Raw genomic sequence first — 16,001 nt, 5'->3', positions numbered from 1 at the left:
TACCAACTCAATGTCTACCCTGGAAATCAAGAATCTCCACGCGCAGGTGCTCCCACATGAGGAGGACGGTGAGCCCACGCCGATCCTCAAGGGCGTAAATCTCACCATCAATTCCGGTGAGACCCACGCTGTCATGGGTCCGAACGGCTCCGGCAAGTCCACTCTGTCCTACGTTATCGCTGGCCACCCTAAGTACGAGGTGACCGAGGGCGAGGTGCTCCTCGACGGCGAGAATATCCTCGAGATGGAAGTCGATGAGCGCGCCCGCGCTGGTCTCTTCCTGGCTATGCAGTACCCGACTGAGGTGCCGGGCGTGAAGATGTCGCAGTTCATGCGCTCCGCCGTGACCGCTATCCGCGGTGAGGCTCCGAAGCTGCGTGAGTGGAACAAGGAGCTCACTGAGGCCCGTGAGAAGCTGGCCATCGATAAGTCCTTTGCGCACCGCTCCGTGAACGAGGGCTTCTCCGGTGGTGAGAAGAAGCGCCACGAGGTTATGCAGCTGGATATCCTCAAGCCGAAGTTCGCCGTCATGGATGAGACCGACTCCGGCCTGGACGTCGACGCCCTGCGCGTCGTTTCCGATGGCATCAACAGCTACCAAGAGGAGACCAAGGGCGGCATCCTCCTCATTACGCACTACAAGCGCATCCTCAACTACGTAGTCCCAGACTACGTGCACGTCTTCGCCGACGGACAGATCATCAAGACCGGCGGCGCTGAGCTGGCTGACCAGCTTGAGGCGGACGGCTACGAGCAGTTCCTCAAGTAGGCAGTAGCGCCGACCCCGGCGACAACACGACAGACAACACCACGACACGCTAGAGAAGAAGAACCGAGCACAAGGACCTATGCCTGAACTAGACGTTAATGCGATTCGGGAACAATTCCCTATCCTCTCGCGCACCGTGCGCGACGGTAAACCACTGGTGTACCTGGATTCGGGAGCGACCTCGCAACGTCCCCTGCCGGTATGGAAGGCCGAGGAGGAGTTCGTGCTCGGCACCAACGCGCCGGTGCACCGTGGCTCTTATCAGCTGGCGGAGGAGGCTGATGATGCCTATGAGTCCGCTCGCCAGGCCATTGCCGCCTTCGTTGGAGCTGATCGCGATGAGATTTCCTTCACCAAGAACGCCACGGAGGCGTTGAATGAAGTTGCCTATGTGCTCAGTGACGAGCGCGCGGGCGAGCTTTATGTTGGTGAGGGCGATACCGTCGTGGTCACCGAGTTGGAGCACCACGCGAACTTAGTGCCGTGGCAAGAGCTGTGCCAGCGCACCGGCGCGACGCTGAAGTGGTACTCCATGACCGACGACGGCCGCATTGATCTCGATTCGCTCGAGCTCGATGACACCGTCAAGGTGGTGGCTTTTACCCACCAATCCAACGTGACCGGGGCCGTGGCGCCCGTCGCAGAGTTGGTGCGTCGTGCTCGTGCCGTGGGCGCCATGGTCGTCCTCGACGCCTGCCAGTCGGTGCCGCACATGCCCGTGGATTTCCACGAACTCGACGTCGACTTCGCGGCGTTCTCTGGGCACAAGATGTGCGGTCCGACGGGCGTGGGCGTTCTCTACGGCAAGCAAGAGCTGCTGGCGCAGCTGCCGCCTTTCCTCACTGGCGGTTCCATGATCGAGGTAGTCAAGATGGAGGGTTCGACGTTCGCCGAGCCACCCACCCGCTTCGAGGCTGGTACCCAGATGACCAGCCAGGTTGTGGGCCTTGGTGCAGCAGTGAAGTTCTTGAGCGAGGTGGGCATGGACGCCATCCACGCCCATGAGCAAAAACTCACTGCATTGGCTTTGGAGAAGCTTGCTGAGATCCCCGGCGTGCGCATCATCGGACCAGAAACCACCGAGGATCGCGGGGGAGCGGTTTCCTTCATTGTGGATGGGATCCATCCGCATGACCTAGGCCAGGTTCTTGATTCCCATGGTGTGTCCATCCGCACTGGCCACCACTGTGCGTGGCCGCTGCACCGCGCCTGCCAGGCTAATTCGACCGCACGCGTTAGCTTTTACCTGTACAACACTGAGGACGAGGTCGACGCCCTCATAGAGGCAGTGCGGGCAGCCCGTACCTTCTTTGGAGTGAGCGAATGAACCTAGATTCCATGTACCAGGACGTCATCCTGGACCACTACAAGAACCCGAAATTCTCTGGCCTGCGCGAAGGCCAAGCAGAGGTTCACCATGTCAACCCTTCCTGCGGCGATGAGCTCACCCTGCGCGTGAAGCTGTCGCCTGATGGTTCCACCGTCGAGGACGTGTCCTACGACGCCGAGGGATGCTCCATCTCGCAGGCTTCGACTTCTGTCATGGCAGAGGAAATCGTCGGCATTCCCCTCGAGGAGGCGAACGCCAAGCTAGCCGAGTTCGAGAGGATGGTGACCTCCCGCGGGGAGGTTGAGGGTGATGACGAGATTATTGGGGATGGCATCGCCTTCGCCGGCGTGGCTAAGTTCCCAGCCCGTGTAAAGTGCGCTCTCCTCGGTTGGAAGGCTTTCCAAGCCGCCACCGCCGAAGCGCTGAATGAATTGGAGAAGTAGATGGCTGATAACACTGAAACCACTGGTGGCAGCACTGATCCTTACCAGGATCAGAATGCTTCCTTTGATGGCGCTGCTGTCAAGCCTGAACAAACCGAAGAGCAGATTTCCAAGGTCTTCGATATCACCGAGTATCTTCGTGATGTCATCGACCCGGAGCTTGGCATCAACATCGTTGATCTGGGCTTGGTTTATGACGTCTGGATCGACGAGATCGACGGCAAGAACACCTGCGTCATTAACATGACTCTGACCTCCCCGGCATGTCCGCTCACCGATGTCATCGGCGAGCAGATCGAGGATGTCATCGTGGGCAACAAGCTCGCTGAGGCAGTCCAGCTCAACTGGGTTTGGATGCCGCCGTGGGGCCCGAACATGATTACAGAAGAAGGCCGCGAGATGCTCCAGGCTCTCGGCTTCGCGGTCTAGGTTCCGCGAATCGCCTTAGTTAATACCACCGCCGGTTCGAGAGTGCGCATTGTCCTTATGTTCACACGAACCGGCGGTGTTCTGCGTTTATGTGAGCAACTCCCGTCACTGTCAACGCGGCCTCCTCAACCAAAACAAAGCCCCAGACCTCGATCCCGAAAGGCCCAGGTGGGCGTCGCCAAGCACTGGGTCACCCAGAAAAGGCGAGCAGGAGGTTGCGGGATCGAGGTCTGGGGATCTATTCGTCAGCGGTGGTTCGAAAGTGATGCTCTGTCTAGGCACCATGTCTAGGCGTAGTGCAGTTCGGGTTTAACTACCCTGGTTGCTAGACTGTTTCGACGTGATTGTGACCAATGATTTCGAGGTGCGCGTGGGCGCACGCACGCTTCTCGACGCCCCCGGCCAGCACCTTCGCGTGCAACCGGGGGATCGCATCGGCTTGGTCGGCCGCAATGGCGCGGGCAAGACGACGACGATGCGAATCCTGGCGGGGGAGACCGAGCCCTATGGCGGCTCGGTAACGCGCTCAGGTCCTATTGGTTACCTGCCGCAGGATTCCCGTGAGGGCAATATTGAGCAGACCGCTCGTGAGCGCGTGCTCTCTGCGCGCGGCTTAGATGAGATCAAGCGCCGCATGGCTAAGCAACAAGAGCTGATGGAAACCGCCACGGACGATAGGTTCCGTGACAAGGCCATTCGTAAGTTCTCCCGCCTAGAGGAGGAATACCACACCTTAGGTGGCTACGAGGCGGACTCCGAGTGCGCCCAGATCTGCGATAACCTGGGCCTTCCACAGCGCGTACTCGACCAGCAACTCAAGACTCTGTCCGGTGGACAGCGGCGCCGCGTAGAACTGGCGCAGATTCTCTTCGCGGCGTCGGCAGGCTCCGGCAAGTCCCAGACCACGCTGCTTCTCGACGAGCCCACGAACCACCTCGACGCGGACTCGATTACCTGGCTGCGTGGCTTCCTGTCCAAGCACGAGGGTGGCCTCGTGATGATTTCCCACGACGTAGACCTGCTGGAGGCTGTGTGCAACAAGGTCTGGTTCCTTGATGCTGTGCGCGCCGAAGCAGACGTCTACAACATGGGCTTTAAGAAGTACCTTGACGCCCGCGCTACCGATGAGGCACGTCGCCGGCGAGAGCGCGCGAACGCGGAGAAGAAGGCCGCAGCCCTGCACAAGCAAGCCGCCAAGTTGGGAGCGAAGGCCACGAAGGCCGCCGCCGCCAAGCAGATGCTGCACCGCGCTGAGCGCATGATGAACGAGCTTGATGACGTCCGCGTGGCCGATAAGGTCGCCCATATCAAGTTCCCCGAACCAGCTCCCTGCGGCAAGACTCCGATGAACGCCAAGGGCTTGACCAAGATGTACGGTTCGCTGGAGGTCTTCGCCGGCGTTGATTTGGCCATTGACAAGGGCTCCCGCGTAGTTGTACTGGGCTATAACGGTGCGGGCAAGACGACTCTGCTCAAGCTTCTGGCGGGCGTGGAGCGCACCGATGGCGAAGGCGGCATCGTCTCCGGGCACGGCCTGCGCATCGGATACTTCGCCCAGGAGCACGACAACATCGACCCCGACAAGACCGTGTGGGAAAATACCATCGAGGCCTGCCCGGATGCCGGCCAGCAGGATTTGCGTGGTCTGCTCGGTGCCTTCATGTTCTCCGGAGACAAGCTGGAACAACCCGCCGGCACGCTCTCCGGTGGTGAGAAGACTCGACTGTCGCTGGCAACGCTGGTGTCCTCACGCGCCAACGTGCTGCTTCTCGACGAGCCTACAAACAACCTCGATCCTCAGTCCCGCGAGCAGGTGCTCGATGCCCTGGGCACCTACACCGGTGCCGTGGTCTTGGTTACCCATGACCCGGGTGCGGTCAAGGCGCTCAACCCTGAGCGCGTCATCATCATGCCTGATGGCGATGAGGACTTGTGGAACGACGAGTACATGGAAATCGTGGAGCTAGCCTAAAGACTATTTCCTAAGGAGGACACTGTCCTCGTTCCACATCCTGGGCTAGACTCAGGCTCACAACCACACACCGCTCAAGACTCTTCTCTTGGGTTCTTCCGCTTCCCACGCACAGGGTCTAGAAGTGGTAAGACGCCTTCGTGCCGCCGCTGGAGAGGAAGAGACCATGAGCACCGCCGCGACCCTAGATTCCGTCATCGAACCCTTGCTCACCGGATTGGTGAGCAAGCGCCCTGAAGTACGAGTGGACTGGGCTTATACCGAATTGAAAGAGGGCATTGTGTCAGGCCAGTGGGACAGCCATCTCGGCCAGATTCGAGAGCGCCTCACCGGTTACCTGCGTACAGACAAGATATGGACCAAGGCTTTGTCCGCCCAGTTGCTCAATGTGCTCGCGGAGGCAGGCCACTTCCACTACGAGGACTACCTCACCTTCCGTGCGTGGTATGTCACAGAGGAGGACACACGCGGCATCGTCAAAGACATCGGTCCTATCATGGCCGTTGGTTACGGCGCCGACTACGTAGAAACCTGCGTCCGCAAGGGAATGATCCCGCCCGTCGAAGCGGCAGCAATTATCTCATGTCGCCTTCGCGCCCCCGGAGGAGTGTGGCATGACGATGAGAGCATCCGCTTAGCGCGTGCGGCCTGCACCACGATTGCCAAGAGTACCTCGCCGCATATCCTCGAAATTTGGACCGAACGGCTGAGTACTACCGTGCTCACCGAAGGCATTCGCAACAATAACCGTGCCGTAGTCGAAAATTTCGCCCACTTTCTCACGGCCATAGCCGACATGGTCCGCAGTGAACCGGAGAAGTGGGGAATTGACGCCGAACGTGCGGGTCTCGTGTTGCCGATGATTGCGGAGATTGAAGAAGAACTTCGCAGCGCCAGTAATTAGCAAGAAATAGCACCATAAAAGCGCACCTTCGTTACCTCCTTTGGGTGAGCGCTCTGCCATGGGTAGCGGTCCGGCGATGCCTGGACGGGTTCACTAAGGTCAAGGAGGGTATCGGTTCCAGCTGGGCCACCTACAGTGAGTTCACCTTTGCTTATAACAACCGCTGATTCGAAAGTACGGTCTGCCCGCTTGCTGCGGACAAGAGCCATCGGTACTTCAGCGAAGACAGTTTTCCCGCGCCTCAAAACCGTGAGGTCATCGGTGACATAGCTCGGTCGAATACGTTCGGCAGCAATCAAGCCCCAGACGAAGACTATGGCCCACAGCGACAGAAGCAATGCCAAAATTCGTAGAACGCCCACAGGGAGTAGAAAGTGAACGGCCACCATTTCAACCACCAGCACCGCAGTGACGAAGCCCAGCATCTGTAGCCTGCCCGGAGGGTGGGGAAGCGCTACCGCTCCGGCGGGGACCAACGTCTGGCCCCGTATCCACCGCCACAGATCGTGGTAGAGCCCCAATTCATATTTGGCTAGGCGAAATCCAGGATGTTTCTCCACAAATCGCCAGATACTAGCCACCTGAGCCACCCACCAAAGCTTTGATCGCTACACCTTGCGCACCAGTAGTAGGAATTTCAGCCACGGTCAGCGGAGCGTTACCAGGTCGCAAGGTGGGATAGATTCCTCGCATCAACCCGTGTTCCCCCAGGTAGCGAAGCTTCTCGACGATACGATCGACCCTAGGATCATGCGGAGACAGCGAGCCAAGCTCTCGCCAAAGGATTTCAATTCCACGGAGGGCTGCAAGGCAATCGTCGTCGGCGAGGTTCTGTCGTAGCTGTTCCCAGGTGGCTGATGTAGCGACTCCGGTAAGTGCAATGAGATCCCAGGAATCCAGTTCGAGTTGAAGCATTGCCGGATCCTCGATGACCTGGCTGAGGAAGTCACGGATATCCTCTGGTGTCCCTTTTGGAGCTTGAGAAAGGGCACGCAAACGTTCTCGCTGCTGTTGCAGCCGAGCAATGCGCTCATCCAGCATATTAAACGAGCGTTCGACCGCATCAGGAGATGAGACTTCAGCGATGGGGACGCCGGCGTCGATAAGCGCACGCGCTCGCAGCACTGAAGCCAGGTCAGAGACCGAATAGTTGCGATAGTTTCCGCTGGTGCGTGCGGGTTCAGGAACCGCACCCGTTTCGTGCAAATGTCGCACGGAGCGCACTGAGCAACCAGCGACCGCAGCGACGTCCGATATCTTCATAGGATAAAGCTAAACCCTCACACAATGTGAGGGTCAAGTGTTCGGTGCACATTGCTCCGTATGGTGTTCTCCTTAGTTACGGAAACCGTGCACCGGTGCCGGGATAAAGCCACCGCGGTTGATGAAGGTGGAGTTGCCCACGTCATTAACCGGAATGACTGGGGCGTAGCCTAGAAGGCCGCCGAAGTTGACCTCGTCGCCAGCCTTGGTGCCTGGAGCAGGGATGACGCGCACGGCGGTTGTCTTATGGTTCATCACGCCAATGGCGGCTTCGTCCGCGATCATGCCGGCGATGGTCTCTGCGGAGGTATCACCCGGAATGGCGATCATGTCCAAGCCCACTGAGCAGATAGAGGTCATCGCCTCCAGCTTGTCGATGGAGATGGCACCGGTGCGCACCGCATCGATCATGCCCTTGTCTTCCGAAACCGGGATGAAGGAACCTGACAGACCGCCCACGCGGGAGCAGGCCATCATGCCGCCCTTCTTGACGGCGTCGTTAAGCAGAGCCAGTGCCGCCGTGGTGCCGTGCGTGCCCACCTGATCCAGGCCCATGTGCTCCAGGATGTGTGCGACGGAATCACCCAGCTCTGCGGTGGGAGCGAGGGAAAGGTCAATGATGCCGAAAGGCACACCGAGGCGCTCAGAAGCCATGGAACCCACGAGCTGGCCGGCGCGGGTGACCTTGAAGGCTGCCTTTTTGACTTCCTCGGCGACCTCATTAAGGGTGGCTCCCTCGAGGGAGCCGAGCGCGCGATCGACGACACCGGGTCCGGATACGCCAACAGAAACCACGCAGTCCGGCTCCTCAATACCGTGGAAAGCGCCGGCCATGAAGGGGTTATCGCCCACGGAGTTGGAGAAGATCACGAGCTTGGCACAGCCGATGGCGCTGCGGTCCTTGGTCAGCTCGGCTGCTTCCTTGATGATGCGTCCCATCTGGGCCGCGGCGTTCATGTTGATTCCGGCGCGGGAAGAAGCGATGTTCACCGAGGAGCAGACGAGGTTCGTCTCAGCCAGAGCTTCCGGGATGGAGCGGATTAGAGCCTTTTCAGCGGTGGTAGCGCCCTTTTCAACGAGCGCGGAGTAGCCGCCGACGAAGTCGACGCCGGTCGCGGCTGCCGCACGGTCGAGCGCGCGGGCGACGTCGACGGGGTTTCCTTCGACGCCGGCCACGATAAGCGCGACTGGGGTGACGGAGATGCGCTTGTTGACGATCGGGATGCCGAGCTCGGCCTCGATGCCTTCGCACACCTCAACCAGCTGTGCGGCGCGGGAAGTCACGAGGTCGTAGACAGCTTCAGCGGTGGCTTCCATGGTGGAGCGTGTGCAGCCGAGCAGCGAAATGCCCATGGTGACGGTGCGGATATCGAGACGATATTTCTCGATCATCTCGATGGTGTCGAGAATGCTGGCGGTATTGAAGCGGTTAAGCATGACTGGTTATCGCCCCTAAATTTCGTTCATTGCGGTAAACAGCGCTTCCGACTGCACGCGAATGGATTGTTTGATGGACTCACCGACGGTGTTCATCCGTTCCTGAAGCTGCTGGATGCTGACCTCGTTCTCATCGAATTCGACGCGCAAGATCATGGTGAAATACTCAGACATGAGCGTCTGGGAGACGTCAACGATATTGACATTAAGTTCTGCAAGGGCGGTGGACACGGCGGAGATAATTCCGGTGTTATCAACACCGGTAACAGTCATGATGGCGATCATGACTAGATTGTAGCCTGTAGGTTTTTCCAGCTGTCCTGGGGTCCTGCAGAGAGATCAGATAGCGCGTACGGTGGCGCTCATGACTGATACGACAACAACTGCACGCAAGAAGGTTCTGTACATCGGCGGCCATGGAAAGGTTGGGCTTTTAGCGGCGCCCAAGCTTGTCGACGCCAATCTTACCGTCCATTCCCTTATCCGTAACCCCGACCAGGTCGCTGATATTGAAGCCCTCGGCGCCACCGCAGTGGTGCGCGATCTCACCGAACTCTCTGTTGAAGACTGGGCGGATCTCGCGGCCGACTATGACGTCGTAGTGTGGGGTGCCGGAAACGGTGGCCGCGCTGGCGCGGAAGTTACGTGGGCAGTGGACCGCGATGCTGCACTTGCCTCCATCGCTGGTTTGGAGAAGCTAGCGGAGGAGGGAAAGCGCACCCCGGCCTACGTGATGATTTCCTACATGGGTGCCACGACCAATACCACCGATCCCGCGGACGAGAAGTGGTATGCCTACGTAGAGTCCAAGAAGGCCGTAGACAACAAGCTCAATTCGACCGATCTCAATTACCTCATTCTGGGTCCTGCGGCGCTCACGGAAGAGCCTTCTCAGGGCATCACTGTGCTCGATAACGACGCCGAGCGCACGAGCGACATGACGACTTCCCGGGAGCTTGTCGCCGAGGTTGTCACCGAGGTGGCTCGCCGCGACACCTTCCCAGCCTCGCCATTAGAGTTCATCGATGGTGACGGCGACGTTAAGGACATCTAGGAAGCAGAAGATGCGGCGGCGTTAAGCCCGGCTATTACTTGCTCGCGGCTGAGTCCATGACGCAGGCTTGCAAAGCGTAGTGGCTTTGTGGATAAGTGAGCGGCAATGTACCACCCCGTGGTGCGCTCAAAGATGGCCTTGCTTTGAAAACGCACCACGCCGATGCCCTGTTCGCGGAAGGCACGTGGAGAAGTGAGAGACGCAAACTCATCGCTGATGATGTCGTGAATAGTGCCATCGGGAAGGAAAAGGCGCACTTTCGCTTTGTAATAGTACTGGGTGGGTTCATATTCTGGGACGTATTGGCCGGTCTGCCAGATCTCGCTGAGCAATGCGGGATAATACTCTATCCATCCATTTTCTGCGGCGGTACGTATCCGGCGCGCACCCCATGTCGAGCTGCGTATTGACCACAGATTTCTAGCTGCTGTAACCACGAACAAGACAGCGAAGAATGCCGCGGCCAATCCCTGCCATCCGGAGCTGAAGGACAGATCTTCAAAAATAAGGATTGGAACCGCCATGGCGCAGAGTACTACTGCCACCACAATGCGCGTGCGAAGTTCTTTAGTTTCAAGCGTTTTCCCGCCAGGAAGTGGACCTGCTGTTGCGATTGCACGCGTGATGGCGCTAGTTGCTGGCGAGGGGTTGGGAGAAGAAACTGACCGATGACTTCGAGGAATCAGCCTTTCATTGTATTCATGGTCGGGAAAGTCAAAAGGGGCTATATAGTGTTGAGGCATTCTTATCGGCTCCTAGAAGGCGGCCAGTCTAGACTGTAAATCCTTGAGCATTAACCTTTTACCCAGTTTTGCTCGGCAAAAGACAGCGCCGCCTCGATGTTCTTCTTGCTCAGACCATGCTGGAGTTCTAGTTGCGGATTATCCGAGTCGGCGCGGTATCCCACCACACTCCAGCCGTTATTGTGGTTGAAGTCGACGGTGGCGACGAGGGGACCGTCGGCGAGCAACCGGCCACGCAGCTTCAGCCAGTTCGGATTCGGAGCAATGAACTCCGCTGTCCTGCTCTTTGTCAATGAGCCGTCCGGCTGCAAAATCAGTATCGGGGCGGTGTAGTAGTAATCGATGGTGTCGTTGTAATCGACGCGACGCTTATAAACCAGCTCACCGATCAATGCGGGGCGGTACTCAATCCATCCATTCGCCCACGCAGTGCGCAGCCGCGTCGTGGATCCCCAGCGCCCTCGCATGACCATAACTCCGATAAGGATGAATACCAGTGCGGTGAGCGCGATGATAATACTGGCTATCGGTATCCCGCCGATGGTTCCATTTGCGCCTGGAAAAAGGACAAAGAGGAAAAGCGCATGCGTCACTGTGAAGAACAGGGACATAACTCCCATGGAGATGACAATGAATCCAGCGATGGTCATGCCGAGATTCGTTTGGCCGATCGGTGACCCGACGCTATCGATAGCTTCGCGTATGCCGCTGCGATCTACGTTGGGGTTGGGCTGCTGATCGTGCTCCTTTAGCTCCTTAGGCGCGAGGGAGTCGGCGCTGGCTGCATCAAATTTCAGCGGTGACCGAGGTAATTGAATAGAAGATTGCGTCATGGATCACAGTGTAAAGGGCTTGGAGCTGCCTTGATCGTCGGTTCAACATCCAATGGGGAGCAGGACCCGTGTGGAGCGGCGGGCCGACCCCAATGAAAGAGCGGCCTTAGCGCACCCAGCGCTGTTCGGCGAAGGAGAGAACGGCTTCTACCTGGCGCCCGGTGAGGCCACACGAAAGTTCTGCTTCTGAACTCGTCCCGTCGGTGCGGTAAGCAGCAACGGTCCATCCATTGTTATTCGTGGAGTCCACGGTTGCTAAGTGGGATCCTTCGGCAATAGCAGTGCCCCGCGATCTCAGCCAGTTCGGATTTGCAACGCGGAACTCACCGGACATGGCTCTAGCTAGTGTGCCGTCTGGCTGGAGGAGCAGAAGGGGCGCCGAGTAATAAAAATAGGTTCGTTCACGGTCGTCGGGGCCTACGGTTTTGCTGCGTAGGTACACCAACTCACCGATGAGAGCAGGACGGTATTCTACCCAGCCGTTGCGCCATGCAGTGCGCAGAAGCCGAGAACGACTGACTTTCATGACCACGCGTCTCAAGCCAATCCCCACGATGATCAGGATGATCAGTAAAGGGAAGACGGGAATGAAAGAGATGAGCCGAAACTGTGAAATGACATGTCGCGCTGAGCCGAGGAAATAGTAAATAAAAGTGAACGCCATGCCGCATACGAAGAGCACCACGATAGTTATAAAAATCCAGGAAGCCACGTCACTGGGTCTCAGACGCCCTGGCAGCGGTCCAGCATCCTCGATGACCTGGCGAAGACCTGAATCATCTATCCGCGGGTTCGGTTGAGCATCGTGGGCACGCTGTTCCTTCGGGGCGAGTCGTGGCGTAGCCTTCATATCGATTCCACACTGCGTCCGCGGAAGCTGTAGGGGAGTATGGTGCATACGCCAGAGTGTAGCGTCAATCACACCACTCGTCCCTGAGCGTTAAACGCTTAGTGCTCGGCGCGGGAGCCACGAATCGATTGCTCAACCAAGGTCAACACCTGCTCTAGGTTCTTGGTGTCTCCCAGCGCAAGGCGGTTGATGAAGCCGTCCATGAAAGTCTCTAGGTACGTCACTAGGGTATCGATGGAGACGTCATCGCGCAGGCGGCCTTTTTCGGCGTTGGATTCCAAGCGAGCGCGTACCGCCTTATCCAGAATTTCTTGCTCTTCGTGCCACCGAGCGGCGAAAGAAGGATCGGTGCGCAGCATCGAGGTAACGGCCAAGCGCGTGGCCAACCAGTCGTGGCGCTCCGGGTGGCGCAGCATTTCGCTCATAACCTCAACCAGACCATTGTTTGCCACAACCTCGGCCTCGCGCGCCGCGTCTTCCCGGGCCAGGGCCAAAAAGAGAGACTCTTTATCGCCGAAGTGGTGAAAGATAGCCCCGCGCGATTTGCCTGTGGCTTCTTCAAGGCGGCGGACTGTAGCACCGTCATAGCCGTGCTCCGCGAAGCATTTTCGTGCCCCAACCAGGATGTCGTTGCGGCGGCGATGAAGTTCGGAGTCGCTCATAATCGGCATGGCTGGAATCTCGCTCCTTAAAGCACAGCGGCGGATAGTCAGGTGATGAAAAGACGTAAAGGTTAGGAAATAGAAAAGGCCAGCCAGCACTCGTTGTTGCTAGCTGGCCTTTTGCCTAGTTATGCGGGGTCATCCGTAGCCGGCGTCCCCGCATGCGGGACAAGGCTGGTTTAGGCCTTGACCATCTGGCGCAGAACGAACTGCAGGATGCCGCCGTGGCGGTAGTAGTCGGCCTCACCAGGCGTATCGATGCGAACCTTGGCATCGAACTCAACGGTCTCGCCGGATTCCTTGGTGGCGGTCACGTGGACCGTCTTCGGAATGCCGCCCTCGTTAAGAGCCTCAATGCCCTCGATATCGAAGGTCTCGGTGCCGTCTAGGCCCAGAGACTCGTGGGACTCGCCCTCCGGGAACTGCAGCGGGATGACGCCCATACCGATGAGGTTCGAGCGGTGGATGCGCTCGAAGGACTCGGTGATGACGGCCTTCACACCAAGCAGGTTGGTGCCCTTAGCAGCCCAGTCACGGGAGGAACCGGTGCCGTACTCCTTGCCGGCAAGGACAACCAGCGGGATGTTGGCTGCCTTGTAGTTCTCGCAAGCATCGAAGATGAAGGCCTGCGGTGCGCCCTCCTGGGTGAAGTCGCGGGTGTAGCCACCGGCGACGTCGACCAGCTGGTTCTGGAGGCGGATGTTGGCGAAGGTACCGCGCATCATGACCTCGTGGTTACCGCGACGGGAACCCAGGGAGTTGTAGTCCTGGCGCTCCACACCGTTGGCATCCAGGTACTGAGCGGCCGGGGTGCCCGGCTTAATGGAGGAAGCCGGGGAGATGTGGTCGGTGGTTACGGAGTCACCGAGCTTAGCCAGAACACGAGCGCCCTTGATGTCCTGAACCGGTTCCGGCTCAGTTGGCATGCCGTCGAAGTACGGTGCCTTGCGGATGTAGGTGGAGTCCTCATTCCACTGGAAGGTCTCACCCTCCGGGACGTCCAGGCTGCGCCATGCGTCATCGCCCTTGAACACGTCGGCGTAGTCCGCCTCGTAGAGCTCGCGGGAGATGGCCTGCTGGATGGTGTCCTCAATCTCCTGCGGGGAAGGCCAGATGTCCTTGAGGAAGACATCGTTGCCATCCTGATCCTGGCCCAGCGGCTGGGTCTCGAAATCAAAGTCCATGGTGCCAGCAATAGCGTAAGCGATGACCATGATGGGGGAGGCCAAGTAGTTCATCTTGACGTCCGGGGAGATGCGGCCCTCGAAGTTACGGTTACCGGACAGCACCGCGGTAGCAGCCAGATCATGCTCGTTGATGGCGTTGGAAATTTCCTCCGGCAGCGGGCCGGAGTTACCAATACAGGTGGTGCAGCCGAAACCGGAGAGGTAGAAGCCCAAGGCCTCCAGATCCTTCCAGAGGTCTGCGCGCTGGAAGTAGCCATCCACAACCTGGGAACCCGGAGCACAAATGGTCTTAACCCACGGCTTGGACTTCAGGCCCTTCTCGGCCGCCTTGCGGGCGATGAGGCCTGCGCCGACCATGACGGACGGGTTGGAGGTGTTGGTGCAGGAGGTGATGGAAGCGATGGCTACCATGCCGTGGTCCAAGGTGTACTCGCCGCCGTTCGGGGAGGTGACAGTCACCGGGTTGGACTGGCGGCCGGAGCCACCCTTGGCTGCGGATTCGCCCTCACCAGCGCGAGACTTGTTCAGGCCACCGGTCACGTCGACGAGGGAGTTCTCGTCGGCGCCCTCAGCGGTCATGCGCTTCGCCTCGATGGTGGACTCGTCTGCAACAACCTCGCCGGAAGCGTAGGTCGGCAGATCCTTACGGAACTGCTCCTTGGCCTCGGAGAGGAGGATGCGGTCCTGTGGGCGCTTCGGGCCGGCGATGGAGGGCTTAACGGTGGACAGGTCCAGTTCGAGGTACTCGGAGTACTCTGCCTCCGGAGCGTCCTGCTCCAGCCACATACCCTGCGCCTTGGCGTATGCCTCGACGCGGTCGATCTGCTCCTGCGGGCGGCCGGTGAGTTCGAGGTACTTGATGGTCTCCTCGTCGATCGGGAAGATTGCGGCGGTGGAACCGAACTCGGGGGACATGTTGCCGATGGTGGCGCGGTTGGCCAGCGGCACCGACTTCACGCCATTGCCGTAGAACTCAACAAACTTCTGAACGACGCCGTGCTGACGCAGCATCTCGGTGATGGTCAGAACCACATCGGTTGCGGTCACACCGGTCGGAATCTCGCCGGTGAGTTTGAAGCCCACGACGCGCGGGATCAGCATGGACACCGGCTGGCCCAGCATTGCAGCCTCGGCCTCGATGCCGCCGACGCCCCAGCCCAGAATGCCCAGGCCGTTCTCCATGGTGGTGTGGGAGTCAGTGCCGATACAGGTATCCGGGTAAGCAACACCGTCGTTGTCGAAGACAACGCGGGAGAGGTACTCAATGTTGACCTGGTGGACGATACCGGTTCCCGGAGGAACAACGCGGAAGTTAGAGAAGTTCTCAGCACCCCAGCGCAGGAACTGGTAGCGCTCCTGGTTGCGCTCGTACTCGATCTCAACGTTCTTCTCCAGAGCTTCGGTGGAGCCGAAGGCCTCGACGATGACGGAGTGGTCAATAACCATCTCAGCCGGGTTGAGCGGGTTCACCTGGTCCGGCTTGCCGCCGAGGGCGGTGATAGCTTCACGCATGGTTGCCAGGTCCACCACACAGGGGACACCGGTGAAGTCCTGCATAAGAACACGGGCCGGAGTGAACTGAATCTCGGTATCCGGCTCAGCGGAGGGATCCCAGTTCGCCAAAGCGTTAATGTGATCCTTGGTTACGTTCTTCCCATCCTCGTAGCGCAGCTGGTTCTCAGCCAGCACCTTGAGGGAGTAAGGAAGCTTCTCCAGGCCCTCAACTGCGTTGATGTCGAAGTAGTCATAAGACTTACCGTTGACCTCAAGAGTCTTCTTGGCGCCGAAGGAGTTCAGGCTTTCAGTCATAAGGAGCTCCATTCCTTGCTTTTGCTTGTGGGTTATCGAACACTGGTCGAAGGTTCCTCGAATTTGCCGGCATGCCCTAGCAACCAACTTGAGCCAGGAATTTCGACAGTCTCAGAACGCTAATGTTCCGTATCTATTGTAGATGTAAGAACCCTCGGTCGACACCAGCATAACAGTACGGGCGTTCTGTTTCCTACATTTCGGGGGTAGCGGCGAGTCGCCCACCTCAGCCACACTGCACGGTTTAGGCTCAGTCGGGAGCAGCAGGGGGACACGCCCCGCAAGGAAATGAGCGCGGCGAGCCGTGACGCCGAGT

Annotated in this window: 16 protein-coding genes; 7 read left to right on the top strand and 9 right to left on the bottom strand. The window is 58.8% G+C overall.

What is annotated here, in order from left to right:
- Positions 1-10 precede the first annotated feature (10 nt).
- The 6 genes from sufC to ABZS45_RS04485 all read left to right on the top strand — a co-directional run bounded on the left by sufC (position 11) and on the right by ABZS45_RS04485 (position 5,847).
- Positions 11-769, top strand: a complete 759-nt coding sequence (gene sufC, locus ABZS45_RS04510) for a Fe-S cluster assembly ATPase SufC (RefSeq protein WP_412100819.1) — start codon at positions 11-13, stop codon at positions 767-769.
- A gap of 79 nt (positions 770-848) precedes the next feature.
- Positions 849-2,096 (top strand): cysteine desulfurase, encoded by a 1,248-nt coding sequence (locus ABZS45_RS04505; protein WP_412100817.1) that lies wholly within the window; start codon positions 849-851, stop codon positions 2,094-2,096.
- Complete coding sequence (gene sufU / locus ABZS45_RS04500) at positions 2,093-2,542, top strand: Fe-S cluster assembly sulfur transfer protein SufU (RefSeq protein ID WP_412100816.1); 450 nt, start codon at positions 2,093-2,095, stop codon at positions 2,540-2,542. The genes ABZS45_RS04505 and sufU overlap by 4 nt, the downstream gene beginning before the upstream one ends.
- Complete coding sequence (locus ABZS45_RS04495; RefSeq protein WP_412100815.1) at positions 2,543-2,971, top strand: metal-sulfur cluster assembly factor; 429 nt, start codon at positions 2,543-2,545, stop codon at positions 2,969-2,971.
- Between the two features lie 340 nt (positions 2,972-3,311).
- Positions 3,312-4,943, top strand: coding sequence for an ABC-F family ATP-binding cassette domain-containing protein (locus ABZS45_RS04490; RefSeq protein ID WP_070444825.1), 1,632 nt, complete (start codon positions 3,312-3,314; stop codon positions 4,941-4,943).
- 124 nt (positions 4,944-5,067) lie between these two features.
- On the top strand, positions 5,068-5,847 hold the full coding sequence (locus tag ABZS45_RS04485; protein ID WP_412100814.1) for a hypothetical protein: 780 nt from the start codon (positions 5,068-5,070) through the stop codon (positions 5,845-5,847).
- Here ABZS45_RS04485 and ABZS45_RS04480 read toward each other — a convergent pair.
- The 4 genes from ABZS45_RS04480 to ABZS45_RS04465 all read right to left on the bottom strand — a co-directional run bounded on the left by ABZS45_RS04480 (position 5,844) and on the right by ABZS45_RS04465 (position 8,832).
- Positions 5,844-6,272 (bottom strand): hypothetical protein, encoded by a 429-nt coding sequence (locus ABZS45_RS04480; RefSeq protein WP_412100813.1) that lies wholly within the window; start codon positions 6,270-6,272, stop codon positions 5,844-5,846. The genes ABZS45_RS04485 and ABZS45_RS04480 overlap by 4 nt on opposite strands.
- 148 nt (positions 6,273-6,420) lie before the next feature.
- Entirely contained in the window at positions 6,421-7,110 is a 690-nt protein-coding gene (locus ABZS45_RS04475; protein ID WP_412100812.1) for a MerR family transcriptional regulator, read from the bottom strand.
- A 72-nt stretch (positions 7,111-7,182) separates the two neighbouring features.
- Positions 7,183-8,547 carry a PFL family protein gene (locus ABZS45_RS04470; protein WP_412100811.1) on the bottom strand — a complete coding sequence of 455 codons (1,365 nt, stop codon included), beginning with the start codon at positions 8,545-8,547 and terminating at the stop codon, positions 7,183-7,185.
- Between the two features lie 15 nt (positions 8,548-8,562).
- Complete coding sequence (locus ABZS45_RS04465; RefSeq protein ID WP_010186707.1) at positions 8,563-8,832, bottom strand: ACT domain-containing protein; 270 nt, start codon at positions 8,830-8,832, stop codon at positions 8,563-8,565.
- A 79-nt stretch (positions 8,833-8,911) separates the two neighbouring features.
- Between ABZS45_RS04465 and ABZS45_RS04460 the strand changes: the two genes are divergently transcribed.
- Positions 8,912-9,601: an NAD(P)-binding oxidoreductase gene (locus tag ABZS45_RS04460; RefSeq protein WP_412100810.1), complete on the top strand. Its 690-nt coding sequence runs from the start codon at positions 8,912-8,914 to the stop codon at positions 9,599-9,601.
- Here ABZS45_RS04460 and ABZS45_RS04455 read toward each other — a convergent pair.
- The 5 genes from ABZS45_RS04455 to can form a co-directional block, all read right to left on the bottom strand.
- On the bottom strand, positions 9,598-10,344 hold the full coding sequence (locus ABZS45_RS04455) for a hypothetical protein (protein WP_412100809.1): 747 nt from the start codon (positions 10,342-10,344) through the stop codon (positions 9,598-9,600). The genes ABZS45_RS04460 and ABZS45_RS04455 overlap by 4 nt on opposite strands.
- 50 nt (positions 10,345-10,394) lie before the next feature.
- Positions 10,395-11,177, bottom strand: a complete 783-nt coding sequence (locus tag ABZS45_RS04450) for a hypothetical protein (protein ID WP_412100808.1) — start codon at positions 11,175-11,177, stop codon at positions 10,395-10,397.
- A gap of 106 nt (positions 11,178-11,283) precedes the next feature.
- The gene (locus ABZS45_RS04445; protein WP_412100807.1) at positions 11,284-11,889 is read right to left on the bottom strand and encodes a hypothetical protein; all 606 of its coding nucleotides are present in this window, start codon (positions 11,887-11,889) and stop codon (positions 11,284-11,286) included.
- Between the two features lie 236 nt (positions 11,890-12,125).
- Positions 12,126-12,698 carry a TetR/AcrR family transcriptional regulator gene (locus ABZS45_RS04440; protein ID WP_412100806.1) on the bottom strand — a complete coding sequence of 191 codons (573 nt, stop codon included), beginning with the start codon at positions 12,696-12,698 and terminating at the stop codon, positions 12,126-12,128.
- A 170-nt stretch (positions 12,699-12,868) separates the two neighbouring features.
- Complete coding sequence (gene can, locus ABZS45_RS04435; protein ID WP_412100804.1) at positions 12,869-15,685, bottom strand: aconitate hydratase; 2,817 nt, start codon at positions 15,683-15,685, stop codon at positions 12,869-12,871.
- Positions 15,686-16,001 lie beyond the last annotated feature (316 nt).

The organism is Corynebacterium aurimucosum (assembly GCF_046895345.1).
GTDB lineage: Bacteria > Actinomycetota > Actinomycetes > Mycobacteriales > Mycobacteriaceae > Corynebacterium > Corynebacterium aurimucosum_G.
Note: the sequence above shows the minus strand (reverse complement) of the source record. Positions and strands in the feature narration are given on the sequence as shown.